Source organism: Shinella sp. HZN7 (assembly GCF_001652565.1).
GTDB lineage: Bacteria > Pseudomonadota > Alphaproteobacteria > Rhizobiales > Rhizobiaceae > Shinella > Shinella granuli.
In genome coordinates this window covers 727320-739163 of record NZ_CP015736.1, presented here as the reverse complement: position 1 = coordinate 739163, position 11844 = coordinate 727320, and the positions used below count along the sequence as shown (strand labels likewise).

Below are 11844 nucleotides of genomic sequence, written 5' to 3'. Positions count from 1 at the left end.
CCGGCGTCTTCCGTTCAGCCGACGGAGCAGCCGATCTTTCCCTCGCGCCGGATCGGCTCGTCAAGGTCGGCGCCTTCGATCCTCAGCGTATAGGTGCCCTCGTAACCGATGTCGTCCGCGCCGGCCTTCGTCATCATGACGAAATCGAGCGCCGCAAAGGGCTGGTTGTCGCCGGATTCGGCATGGACGAGCAGGCGCAGTTCGCCGTCATGCAGCCAGTGATGCGTGAGGAAGGACGGATCGAGCGCTATCTTCCCATCGAGCCCCTTGCGGGCGAGGTCCTTCGGCAGCTCGATCGATCCGCGGAAATTCAGGATGCCGCCGAGGCTGTAGCTGAAGCCTGCCTCCCCTTCGAAAGTGACGTTCCTGTCCTTCACCGCGCAGTTGAACCCGCCGGTGGCGAAGGCGGGCGTCGAGAGGGCGGCAAGGGCGGCGAGCGAAAGCATGAGGCGGCGCATGGACATCTCCGATGGGCTGGAATGCCGCCTGTCTAGCAATCCGGGAGCGAAGCGGCTGTTCCGCGCGTGACAGTCTCAGGAAAGCACGGCCGGCTTCGTTCCGCCATAGGCCCAGTCGATGAGTTCCACCGTGTGCAGGATCGGGATGGCCGTGCCCGTCGCGATCTGGGTGATGCAGCCGATATTGCCGGTGGCGATGATGTCCGGCTTGGTGGCCTCGATGTTCCTGACCTTGCGCGCCTTCAGCTTGCCGGAAATCTCCGGCTGGAGGATGTTGTAGGTGCCGGCCGAACCGCAGCACAGGTGCCCTTCCGCCGGATCGCGCACCGCAAAGCCCGCCTTCTTCAGCAGCACCTTCGGCGCCATGCTGATCTTCTGGCCGTGCTGCATGGAACAGGCGGAGTGATAGGCGACCGTCAGCCCTCGCGCCTCCTGCTGCGGCAGGTCGAGGGTCGTAAGATATTCCGTGATGTCCTTCGCGAGCGCCGAGACGCGCGCGGCCTTGTCCGCATAGGCCGGATCGAGGCGCAGCATGAAGCCGTAGTCCTTGATCGTGGTGCCGCAGCCCGAGGCGGTGATGATGATCGCGTCGAGCCCGCCCTTCTCGATCTCGCCGAGCCAGACGTCGACATTGCGCCGTGCCGCCTCCAGCGCCTGCTCTTCGCGGCCCATATGGTGGACGAGCGAGCCGCAGCAGACTTCGCCCGCCGGCGCCACGACCTCGACGCCGAGGCGGGTGAGGAGGCGGATCGTCGCCGCGTTGATCTCCGGCTTCAGCACCGGCTGGGCGCAGCCGGAGAGGATCGCGACACGCCCGCGGCGCGGACCGGCGGCCGGATGCGTGCCCGGCCCCGCGTCGCCCGAGGCCTTCGGCAGGGAGCGGGGCGCAAGGTCCAGCATGGCGCCGAAGGGTTCGAGCGGCTTGAAGCGCTTGAGGACACCGGCAAAGGGCCGGCCGAGCGCGGCCGCCTTCAGCGCCAGGCGGAAGCGACCCGGATAGGGCAGCACGGCGGCGAGGATATTGCGCGTCAGCCGGTTCCAGAACGGGCGCCGGTAGGTCGCCTCGATATGCATGCGGGCATGGTCGACGAGATGCATGTAGTCGACGCCGGAGGGGCAGGTCGTCGTGCAGGAGAGGCAGGAGAGGCAGCGGTCGATATGGGTCACGACCTCGGCATCCGCCGGCCGGCCGTTCTCCAGCATGTCCTTGATGAGATAGATGCGGCCACGCGGGCTGTCGAGCTCATTGCCCAGCGTCACATAGGTGGGACAGGTGGCGGTGCAGAAGCCGCAATGCACGCATTTGCGGAGAATCTTCTCCGATGTCGCGACATGCGGATCGGCAAGTTGCTCGGCGGTGAAATTGGTCTGCATCAGCGGGCGTCCTTCTCATGCCGGCCTGTGTGGCGCAGCCCCTCACCTGCCTGCCGGCATCCTCTCCCCGTAAACGGGGCGAGGAAGGACGGGCTCACCGTTTTCCTCCTTCTCCCCGCTTGCAGGGAGAAGGTCCCGGCAGGGGAATAGGGGGCCGCGACAAAATCGATCATTTCCCGATCACCCCACAATCCGCGACACGAACAAGCCCGCCGGATCGAAGCTCGCCTTGACGCGCGCCGAAAGCGCGGCGACGGCGTCCGGCTGCGGCTCAAACGTATCCGTCGCCGCCAGCACCTCCGGCCGGGCCCGCAGCAGCGTCGCATGGCCGCCGCCGACGGCCTTGACGTAGCGGCGCAAAAGCGCGGCCTCGGGATCGGCCTCCATGCGCAGCCAGACGCGGCCGCCCTGCCAGTCGTAGAAGGCATCGACGCCCGTTTCGAGGCGGAGCGCGGCGACGAGCTGGTGGCCGGCAGTGGGCGCGACGGAGACGCGCCAGAGCGGACGCGGCGTGCCGTCGGCATAGGGCGCGACGTCGCGGATCTCGCGCCAGAGGCGCCCCGTCGTCTCCGCATCGAGGGGCGTCACGGCGCCGAAGCGGGCCATCGCGGCCGTCAGCTTCTCGCTGCGCACGGCAACGGAGGCGGCGAGGCCTTCGAGACGCAGCACGGTGGCCGCCCCGTCCGGCAGCGCGCCGCCGGCGAAGCGGCCGCGCACGCTTTCGGGGAGATGAGCGGCACCGGAGACTTCGACGGACATCGACACCGCCGTCGCCATGGCAGCGGCGGCCTCCGCGTCGTTGAGGCCGGAGACGACGATGGTGGCCGCCGTTTCCGGCACCGGCAGCAGGCGGAAGGTGACCTCCGTCATGAGTGCCAGCGCGCCGTGCGAGCCGGCAAGCAGCTTTGCGAGGTCGAGGCCGGTGACGTTCTTCATCACCCGGCCGCCGGCCTTCACCACCTCGCCCCTGCCGTTGACGAAGCGCACGCCCAGCAGGCTGTCGCGCGCGGCGCCGGCGACGAAGCGGCGCGGGCCGGAGGCATTGGCGGCGAAGACGCCGCCGATGGTGGGAATGCCGGAGGAGCCGAGCGCGCCGCGCAGGTCGCAGGGCTCGAAGGCGAGCATCTGGCGCTTTTCGGCAAGCGCCGCCTCCACGACTTCCAGCGGCGTGCCGGCGCGGGCGGTCATGGTCATCTCGGCGGGGTTATAGGCCACGATGCCGGCAAGGCCGCGCGTCGAGAGCGTCTCGGCCCCTTCGGGCACGCCGGCAAGGCTGCGCGTGCCGCCGCCGCGAATGGCAAGCGGCGTGCGGGAGAGCGCGGCGACCTGGACGAGGCGCGCGGCGGCCTCTTCGGAGAGCGGTTCGTGGACGGGGGTCATGCGGCGGGGCGCCCTTCGAGCGGGAAGACCTTGGACGGGTTGAGCAGCCATTGCGGATCGAACGCCGCGCGCACCGCCATCTGCTGGGCAAGGTCGACATCGGCATATTGGTGGCGCATCAGGTCGCGCTTCTCGATGCCGACGCCGTGCTCGCCGGTGAGGCAGCCGCCGGCATCGACGCAGAGCCTCAGGATATCGTTGCCCGCCGCTTCCGCGCGCGCGGCATCCTCCGGATCGTTGGCGTTGAAGAGAATCAGCGGATGCATGTTGCCGTCGCCGGCGTGGAAGACATTGGCGACGCGCAGGCCGTATTTCTCGACGATCTCCGCCGTGCCGCGCAGCACATGCGGCAACTGGCCGAGCGGCACCGTGCCGTCCATGCAGATATAGTCGGCGATGCGGCCGGTGGCGCCGAAGGCGGACTTGCGGCCCTTCCAGATCAGCGCCGCCTCCGTCGCCGACTGGCTTTCCTTGACGACCTTGACGCCGTGGCGCCGGGCAATCTCGATGATGCCCGCAAGCATCGCCTCCATCTCGGCCTCGGACCCCTCGACCTCGACGATCAAGAGCGCCTCGACATCCATCGGATAACCGGCCTTCGCAAAGGCTTCGCAGATCTCGATCGCCGGCTTGTCCATGAACTCGATGGCGACGGGGATGATGCCTGATCCGATGACATCGGCAACGCAGGCGCCCGCCGCTTCCGACGTATCGAAGCCGAAGAGCACCGGGCGCGCGCCCTCGGGCCTGGCGATGAGCCGCACCGTCGCCTCGGTGACGATGCCGAGCTGTCCCTCGCCGCCGCAGACGACGCCGAGGAGATCGAGCCCGCCGGTATCGAGCGCCTTGCCGCCGAGCTCGACGATCGTGCCGTCGATGAGAACGAGCTTGACGCCGAGCAGGTTGTTCGTGGTCACGCCGTATTTCAGGCAATGCGCGCCGCCGGAATTCATGCCGATATTGCCGCCGATCGTGCAGGCGAGCTGGGAGCTCGGATCAGGCGCGTAGAAATAACCGTCGGCCGAGACGGCATCGGAAATGGCAAGGTTGGTGACGCCGGCCTGCACCGTCGCGGTGCGGTTGGCGAAATCCACCTCCAGGATGCGCGCCATCTTGGAGAGGCCGACGACGACGGCGTCCTCCTGCGGGATCGCGCCGCCCGAAAGCGAGGTGCCGGCGCCGCGCGGCACGACGGGCACGCCGTAGCGATGGCAGTATTTCAAGACGGCGGCGACCTGCGCGGTCGTCTCCGGCAGGGCGACGGCGAGCGGCAGGCGGCGATAGGACACGAAGGCATCCGTCTCGAAGGGCACGAGCTCGCGCGGCTCGTGCACCAGACAGCCTTCCGGCAGCAGATCGAGGAGATCGGCGACGATCTCGCGGCGGCGGGAAAGAACCGCCGGCCGCGGCTCCAGGAACCCGATCTGATCCATGTCTTGGCCTCCCGCATCAAGTGGTCTGTTTTCTTTACCACTTCCTATTGCAGGGTGCAAATGCTAAGCATTTTGTCCGTTTCGGCAAGAATGGACGCGATGGAATGACAAATCTCGGCGACCTCGAAATCTTCTCCCGCGTCATCGCCATGGGCAGCATGTCGGCGGCCGGCCGGGCGCTCGGCCTGTCGCCCGCGGTCGTCTCCAAGCGGGTGAAGCGGCTGGAAGAGCGCCTCGGCACCCGCCTCTTCCAGCGCACGACGCGGCAGATCTCGCTGACCGAGGCCGGCCAGGGCTTCTATGACCGCATTGTCGGCATCCTTGCCGGCATCGAGGAGGCGGAAGCCTTCGTCTCGGGCCGCTCCGGCGCCGTGCGCGGCACGCTGCGGATCTCCGCGCCCACCTCCTTCGGCCGCATGCATATCGCCCCCAATCTCAAGGGCTTCATGGACGCCTATCCCGAGCTCGTCGTCAACCTGATGCTGACCGACGACTTCTCCGACATCGTCGGCGGCGGGTTCGACCTTGCGATCCGCATCGGCGAACTCTCCGATTCCTCGCTGGTCGCCCGGCGGCTCGCCTCGGTGCGGCGCGTGTTGTGCGCCTCGCCGGACTATATCGCCCGCCACGGCATGCCGGCCTCGCTCGACGCGCTTCCCGCCCATGCCTGCCTGCCGCCGCACACCCAGGACGTCTGGCGGCTGGAAGGGCCGGAGGGCAATGTCACCTATCGCCCGCAGGGACAGCTCTACACCAATTCCAGCGAGGTGGTGCGCGAGGCGGTGTTCTCCGGCATGGGCATCGCGCTGCGCTCGACCTGGGATGTCGGGCCGGCGCTGAAGAGCGGCGAGCTCGTGCAGGTGCTGCCGCAATACGAGGGCTCGCGCAACGTGGTGCTCTCGGCGGTCTATCCGAGCCGGCAGTTCCTGCCCGTCAAGGTGCGGCTGTTCATCGACTATCTCGCCGACCTCTACGGCCCCCTGCCCTATTGGGAGCGCTGAGCACCGTCGCCGCACAGGCCCGATTGGCGCGGGCGAACCCTTGCGCTGGATTCTTGCTTTTACCGCATTATCCAGCACCGAAGCGACTTCGCTTCGGCTGGAGATGCTCTAAGCTGCCGGCCCCACGGCGGAGAGGACGGCGATGATCGGCAGGATGGCAATGATGGCGGCACTGGTCGGGCTGGCGCTTCCGGCAGCGGCCGGCGCAAGGCCGCTCGACGACCTGCTCCAGGGTTTCGACAACGCCTGCGACTACAGCGACGCGCTGGCGGGCCTCCTGCAATCGAGCTACGCCTTCGCCCGCAAGGAAGGCACGATCGCCATTCCGGCCGGCTACGAGGCCGTCTTCGGTCCGCCCTCCGTCCGGCCCCAGGACGAGTACCTGCACATCGTCCTGCCCGTGACGGGCGGCACCTGGCGCGGCGTGCCGGTCAAGGAGATCGAGGTCTATATCACGGCGCTTGCCAGCGGCTTCAGCTACCACGCCGTCATCTTTCCGGCAGACGCGCTGGAGGCCGCCGAGGCCGCGTTCAGGGAGCGTGGTCTTGCCGCACAGGAAAAGCTCGCGAAGCAGGACGAGACCGGCTTCGGCTGGGACACCGGCTTTGCCGTCACCGATGGCGTGCCGCGCTACCAGTGCGACCTGTCGACCTGAGCGGCGGCGGGCCGATGCGCTTTACGGCCCGGTCTCTTTGCTTTTACGCAATTCCGGACGCAAAACCGCTGCACACTTTTGCTGGCATTGCTCTAATGTTTGTCCTCTTCCGCATGGCGCTGGCGGATGGCGCGCACGAGCAGCCACATGCCGGCGATGACGAAGGGCACGGCGATGCCGGTCAGCGTTTCCGGCTTGACCGGCAGGCCGAGCCCGTGCGCCGCCTTGGCGACATAGCCGAAGAGGCCGACCACGTAATAGGAGATCGCGGCGACCGACAGGCCTTCGACGGTCTGCTGCAGGCGCAGTTGCAGCTTCGCGCGGCGGTCCATGGAGTTGAGCAGGCTCGTGTTGAGCTGCTCCAGCTCCACGTCGATCCAGCTTCTCAAAAGCGCCGTGGCGCGGGCGAGCTTCCGCGACAGGTTCGCCTGCCGCTCCTCCACCGACTGACAGGTGCGCATGGCGGGCGCCAGGCGCCGTTCCAGGAAGAAGCCGAGGGTCTCGTAGCCGGACACCGCCGTCTCGGCGAGCGTGCGGATGCGCTCCTGCACGATGCCGTAATAGGCGCGGCTGGCGCCGAAGCGATAGAGGCTGAGCGCCGCATTGGCCTCCAGCTCGGCGGCGAGCCGGGTGATCTCCGTCAGCAGCGTATCGGCCTTCTCGCGGGCATGCTGCTTCATGGCATTGGTGATGCCGGTCAGCCCGTCCTCGATGCGGCGGATATCCGGCGAGAGCGACTGGGCGAGCGGCAGGCCCATCATGGCGAGCGTGCGGTAGGTCTCGATGTCCAGCAGGCGCTGGACGAGCGCGCCGCGCCCGGCCTCGGTCATGCCGCGGTCGATGACGAGGATCTGCGTCAGCCCGTCGCCGTTCTGGCGGAAGTCGGTGAGGATCGCGCCCTGGCCGTTCTTGATCTCGCTGTAACAGAGGCTCGTCGGGTCGAAGGTGGAGACCGCCGCGCGGGTTTCCGGCGTGTCCGGCCGGATTTCCAGCCGCACGCCCGAGATCAGCGTGCCGGGCGGCGAAAAGCTGTCGCCGAACGGATGGACCGGAACCTCGCCGCCGAACTTTTCCGGCGCCGGCGCGTCCCAGAAATAGGTCGAGAACTCCGTATGCCGCTCCCAGCGCAAAGTGCCCTGCCCCCAGCTCAGCGCATGGTGACTGGAATCGCGCGCCGGCGGGGAGATGCCCCGCGAGCGCGACAGTTCCCCCATCACGGCGTGATCGACCGCCGAGCCGCCTTCGGTCAGGAAGGCGAGCTGGAAGATGACGCGCGGCGACGGCACCAGCGCGTATGGTCTTGCGTGAATTTCCCCCAGCGCCTGCGCACGCGCGGTCGCCTGCGGAAAGGCGAAGCTGCCTTTTGCCATGTCTGCACTGTCCCCTCATGTGCAACAGCATAGTCTTAACAAATGTCAGGCCCCTGGAGATAGGGCGCATTGACGCAGGCCCGATCCTCCCGACTGGACAAGATTGTTGACCAGTTTCGGCCCGCATTGCTAGTGTTCACCGGTGACCGACACCGCCTTCGACCTTTTCGCCCGCATCAGCCACAGCCGCACCGCCGACGAGGTCGTGCGGCAGATCGAACTGCTGCTGCTCGAAGGGGTACTGCGCGACGGCGACCGGCTGCCGGGCGAACGCGAGCTTTCCAGGCGTCTCGACGTCTCCCGCCCCATCCTGCGCGAGGCGCTGAAGGAGCTGGAGACCCGCGGCCTGCTGGTCAGCCAGCACGGCGGCGGCACCTATGTCGCCGACATCATCGGCCAGGTGTTCTCCCGCCCCGTCGTCGACCTCATCGCCCGCCACCAGCGCGCGACGGAGGACTATGTCGAGTACCGCCGCGAGCTGGAGGGCATCACCGCCGAGCTCGCCGCCCGCCGCGCCACGGAATACGACCGGCAGATGCTGACGCGCATCATGGAGGCGATGCGCGCGGCCCATGCGGGCGGCTCCTTCGATGCAGAGCTGGAAACCGACGTGGAGCTGCACAACGCGATCGGCGAGGCCGCGCACAACATCGTGCTGCTGCACACGCTGCGCGCCTGCTACCGGCTGCTCGCCCAGGGGATCTTTTTCCACCGTCACCTCGTTTTCTCCTCCGAGGAGGCGCGTGGCCACCTGCTCGCCCAGCACGAGGCGATCTATGCGGCGATCATGGCCGGTGACGGGCCGGCGGCGCGAAAGGCCGCCCAGGCGCACATGGATTACATCGCCACCGCCATCCGCGAGGCCGAGCGCAGCGGCGAATGGCAGAGAATTTCGCAGTTACGCATGCAAAAGCGCGGCCTTCCGCCACAAGCCTGACTTGCGCCGCAAATCCCGCGCAAGCAAGATAGGCTAAACCGACTCGAACAGCGCATCCCGACAAGAGGAATGAAAAGGGCTTTGAACATTCTCAACCGTATCGTCAGCGACGTCCATCTCATGTTCCGCCGGCCCGTCCGGGAACAATATGGAGCGCTGTGCTATCGGGTGAGGAAGAAGAAGCCGGCGATCGAAATCCTCCTCATCACCAGCCGCGACACGGGTCGCTGGGTCATTCCCAAGGGCTGGCCGATGGACGGCAAGAGCGCCTCGGCTGCGGCGGCGCGCGAGGCCTGGGAAGAGGCAGGCGTCAAGGGGGACATCCACGATACGCCGATCGGCAGCTACAACTACCTGAAGGGCCTGCCGCACGGGCTGAAGGTCGATTGCCGGGTGCGCGTCTTCCCGCTCGCCGTCGGCGACCTCAGCAAGAATTTCCCCGAGAAGGACGAACGGCGCGCCGAATGGGTGAGCTGCGCGGAAGCCGCCAGCCGCGTGCAGGAACCGGGCCTCAAGGACCTCATTCTCGCCTTCGAGCGCAAGATGCTCGCCGAAATCGCCGCGAACGACATGCCCGACGCCTGATAACGCCCCGGATCGACCCTTGTCATATTGCCGCCGATGCGCTGAGGCGATAGTGCCTGTCGGCTGAGAGCCCCTGACACGGCCTCCGGACGGAGGACCGCCGCGGGATTTTCGTCCGCTCGCGAGGAACCGGCCCAACCGATGCCAAGGCATCGGCGCGGACCGGCGATGAAGAGAAGGGCGAAAGCACCGGCAGACGATCCCGGCGGTCGCGTCAGGGCTCCAAAACGGAGCAGCAGGAATGGCCAATTCACAGGTTCAGCTACGCAAGCCGACGCTGGACAAGGACCTGGAAAAACTCACCTTCACCGAACAGGCGACGCATTTCGTGCTGCGCTCGTGGACGGGCGTCGGCATCGCCCTCGTCTTCCTCCTGATCGCCATGGCCGTCGCCAACAGCTTTGCCACCGGCACGCCGGGCGTTCTGGTCGTCGCCATCACCGCCGCGCTCGCCGCCTACATGGCCATGAACATCGGCGCCAACGACGTGACGAACAATGTCGGCGCGGCGGTCGGCGCGCGCGCCATGAGCCTCGGCGTCGCCCTCGTCATCGCCGCGGTCTTCGAGATCGCCGGGGCGCTGCTTGCCGGCCAGGGCGTGGCGGCGACGGTCGCCTCCGGCATCGTCGACCGGTCGATCTTCCCGACCCCCGAGACCTATGCCTGGGCGATGATGGCGGCCCTCGTCTCCGCCGCGCTCTGGATCAACATCGCCACGATCGCCAATGCGCCGATCTCAACCACCCACGCCATCATCGGCGGCGTGATCGGCGCGGGGGCGGCGGCAAGCGGCTTCCACAGCGTGCAATGGGACGCGATCGCCGTCATCGTCGTGAGCTGGACCGTCTCACCGATCCTCGGCGGCGTGATCGCCGCGCTGTTCCTCTACTTCATCAAGGAATTCATCATCTACCGCGAGGACAAGATCGGCGCGGCAAGGACCTGGGTGCCGGTTCTGGTCGCGGTCATGGCGGGCGCCTTCGCGGCCTTCATCGTCAATGGCGGGACCAACGGAACGGTCGACCTTTCCTTCCGCACCGCCCTTCTCATCGGCCTTGGCGTCGGCCTCGCCACCTATGTCGTCACCCGGCCGATCGTCCGGCGCCATGCGGAAGGGCTCGACAACCGCAACCAGTCGCTGCGCACACTGTTCCGCATCCCGCTGATCTGTTCGGCGGCGCTGCTCTCCTTCGCCCATGGCGCCAACGACGTGTCGAATGCCGTCGGCCCGCTCTACGGCGTCGTCTCGGCGCTGCGTTCGGGCGCGGAAGGCGGAACCGGTATCCCGCTCTGGGTCATGGTCATCGGCGCCTTCGGCATCTCGCTCGGTCTGCTGCTTTTCGGCCCGCGCCTCATCCGCATCGTCGGCAGCGAGATCACCAAGCTCAACCCGATGCGCGCCTTCTGCGTGGCGCTGTCCTCCGCCGTCGCGGTGCTGACGGCCTCGGCCTTCGCCATTCCCGTCTCCTCGACGCATATCGCCATCGGCGCCGTCTTCGGCGTCGGCCTGTTCCGCGAGTGGTACACGCGCAATTCCTGGCGCCGCATCGACTATATCCGCAACCGCGGCAGCCGCATCGCCCCCGAGGAAGAGGAGCCGGTGAACCTCCACGAGACGCGCCGGCGCTACCTCGTGCGGCGCTCCCATTTCATGACGATCGTCTCGGCCTGGATCGTGACGCTGCCCATCTCGGCGATCCTCTCGGCCATCGTCTTCCTCGCCCTCAACGCGCTTTTCACCTGAGAGACAGACCATGCGTGCCAATTACCGGATGCAGCGCCTCTTCGTCGGCGACGCCCTTGCCGCGGGCGTGGCCTTCGAGGCGTCGAAGGACCATTTCCACTACCTCGCCAACGTGCTGCGCATGGCGGAGGGCGATGCCGTTCTGCTCTTCAACGGCCGCGACGGCGAGTGGCACGCCACGCTCTCCTTCCCGACCCGCAAGCGCCTCGTCCTGACCCCCGTCGAGCAGACCCGGCCGCAGCCGGTGCCGTCAGACCTCCACTATCTCTTCGCGCCGCTGAAGGTCGGCCGGCTCGACTATATCGTGCAGAAGGCGGTGGAGATGGGCGCCGGCGTGCTGCAGCCCGTCCTCACCCAGCATGTGCAGGGCAAGATCACCAGCCTCGAACGGCTGCAGGCGAACGCCGTCGAGGCGGCGGAGCAATGCGGCATCCTGGCGATCCCGCAGGTCACAGCACCGAGGAAGCTTGAGGAGCTGCTGGCCGAGTGGCCGCGCGAGCGGCGGATCATCTTCTGCGACGAAGGCCATGGCAGCCAGAACCCGCTGCCGGCGCTGCAGGCGATCGAGGAGCGCAGGCTCGCCCTGCTCGTCGGCCCGGAGGGCGGCTTTTCCGACGAGGAGCGCGCGCTGCTGCGCAATCTCGACTTCGTGACGCCGATCCCGCTCGGCCCCCGCATCCTGCGCGCGGACACGGCGGCGGTGGCGGCGATGGCCGTCATCCAGGCGGCGATCGGCGACTGGCGCTGAGCGGATTTGCGCGAAAGCAAGAAAGCGCTTTGATAAAAATGTCGAATGGGTTTTTTTGAATCTGCCTTGAAAGGAATTTGCTTGCACCGCATCTAATTCCGGTCCAAGCACCCTCCCAAGGCCCGGCGTTCCGCAGGGCGCCATCCGTTCAGAAGAAGA

The 11844-nt window shown here is 67.4% G+C and carries 11 protein-coding genes; 6 read left to right on the top strand and 5 right to left on the bottom strand.

Annotated elements, in window-relative coordinates; translation table 11 throughout:
• Positions 1 to 14: 14 nt before the first annotated feature.
• The 4 genes from shn_RS03560 to shn_RS03545 all read right to left on the bottom strand — a co-directional run bounded on the left by shn_RS03560 (position 15) and on the right by shn_RS03545 (position 4645).
• Entirely contained in the window at positions 15 to 458 is a 444-nt protein-coding gene (locus shn_RS03560; protein ID WP_064329182.1) for a hypothetical protein, read from the bottom strand.
• A 75-nt stretch (positions 459 to 533) separates the two neighbouring features.
• Entirely contained in the window at positions 534 to 1832 is a 1299-nt protein-coding gene (gene glcF / locus shn_RS03555; protein WP_064329181.1) for a glycolate oxidase subunit GlcF, read from the bottom strand.
• 180 nt (positions 1833 to 2012) lie between these two features.
• Positions 2013 to 3212, bottom strand: coding sequence for an FAD-binding protein (locus tag shn_RS03550; RefSeq protein WP_064329180.1), 1200 nt, complete (start codon positions 3210 to 3212; stop codon positions 2013 to 2015).
• On the bottom strand, positions 3209 to 4645 hold the full coding sequence (locus tag shn_RS03545; RefSeq protein WP_064329179.1) for an FAD-linked oxidase C-terminal domain-containing protein: 1437 nt from the start codon (positions 4643 to 4645) through the stop codon (positions 3209 to 3211). The genes shn_RS03550 and shn_RS03545 overlap by 4 nt, the downstream gene beginning before the upstream one ends.
• Before the next feature lie 104 nt (positions 4646 to 4749).
• On the opposite strand from shn_RS03545, the gene shn_RS03540 reads away from it, so the two are divergent.
• Entirely contained in the window at positions 4750 to 5646 is an 897-nt protein-coding gene (locus shn_RS03540; RefSeq protein ID WP_064329178.1) for a LysR family transcriptional regulator, read from the top strand.
• 142 nt (positions 5647 to 5788) lie between these two features.
• Positions 5789 to 6301 (top strand): hypothetical protein, encoded by a 513-nt coding sequence (locus shn_RS03535; protein ID WP_064329177.1) that lies wholly within the window; start codon positions 5789 to 5791, stop codon positions 6299 to 6301.
• A gap of 92 nt (positions 6302 to 6393) precedes the next feature.
• Here shn_RS03535 and shn_RS03530 read toward each other — a convergent pair whose 3' ends face one another.
• A complete protein-coding gene (locus shn_RS03530; RefSeq protein ID WP_064329176.1) occupies positions 6394 to 7671 on the bottom strand; it encodes a DUF3422 family protein in 1278 nt (425 codons plus the stop codon).
• 142 nt (positions 7672 to 7813) lie between these two features.
• Between shn_RS03530 and shn_RS03525 the strand changes: the two genes are divergently transcribed.
• From shn_RS03525 to shn_RS03510, 4 genes are all read left to right on the top strand, one after another.
• Positions 7814 to 8608: a FadR/GntR family transcriptional regulator gene (locus shn_RS03525; protein WP_064329175.1), complete on the top strand. Its 795-nt coding sequence runs from the start codon at positions 7814 to 7816 to the stop codon at positions 8606 to 8608.
• Positions 8609 to 8689: 81 nt separating this feature from the next.
• A complete protein-coding gene (locus tag shn_RS03520) occupies positions 8690 to 9193 on the top strand; it encodes an NUDIX hydrolase (RefSeq protein WP_064329174.1) in 504 nt (167 codons plus the stop codon).
• A 241-nt stretch (positions 9194 to 9434) separates the two neighbouring features.
• Positions 9435 to 10937: an inorganic phosphate transporter gene (locus tag shn_RS03515; protein ID WP_064329173.1), complete on the top strand. Its 1503-nt coding sequence runs from the start codon at positions 9435 to 9437 to the stop codon at positions 10935 to 10937.
• 10 nt (positions 10938 to 10947) lie between these two features.
• A complete protein-coding gene (locus tag shn_RS03510) occupies positions 10948 to 11685 on the top strand; it encodes a 16S rRNA (uracil(1498)-N(3))-methyltransferase (protein WP_064329172.1) in 738 nt (245 codons plus the stop codon).
• Positions 11686 to 11844 lie beyond the last annotated feature (159 nt).

Excerpts from the sequence above, each read along its gene's own strand:
- shn_RS03545 (WP_064329179.1), bottom strand. The coding sequence starts at position 4,645 with ATGGATCAGATCGGGTTCCTGGAGCCGCGGCCGGCGGTTCTTTCCCGC.
- glcF (WP_064329181.1), bottom strand. The coding sequence starts at position 1,832 with ATGCAGACCAATTTCACCGCCGAGCAACTTGCCGATCCGCATGTCGCG.
- shn_RS03530 (WP_064329176.1), bottom strand. The coding sequence starts at position 7,671 with ATGGCAAAAGGCAGCTTCGCCTTTCCGCAGGCGACCGCGCGTGCGCAG.
- shn_RS03560 (WP_064329182.1), bottom strand. The coding sequence starts at position 458 with ATGCGCCGCCTCATGCTTTCGCTCGCCGCCCTTGCCGCCCTCTCGACG.
- shn_RS03510 (WP_064329172.1), top strand. The coding sequence starts at position 10,948 with ATGCGTGCCAATTACCGGATGCAGCGCCTCTTCGTCGGCGACGCCCTT.
- shn_RS03550 (WP_064329180.1), bottom strand. The coding sequence starts at position 3,212 with ATGACCCCCGTCCACGAACCGCTCTCCGAAGAGGCCGCCGCGCGCCTC.
- shn_RS03535 (WP_064329177.1), top strand. The coding sequence starts at position 5,789 with ATGATCGGCAGGATGGCAATGATGGCGGCACTGGTCGGGCTGGCGCTT.
- shn_RS03515 (WP_064329173.1), top strand. The coding sequence starts at position 9,435 with ATGGCCAATTCACAGGTTCAGCTACGCAAGCCGACGCTGGACAAGGAC.
- shn_RS03540 (WP_064329178.1), top strand. The coding sequence starts at position 4,750 with ATGACAAATCTCGGCGACCTCGAAATCTTCTCCCGCGTCATCGCCATG.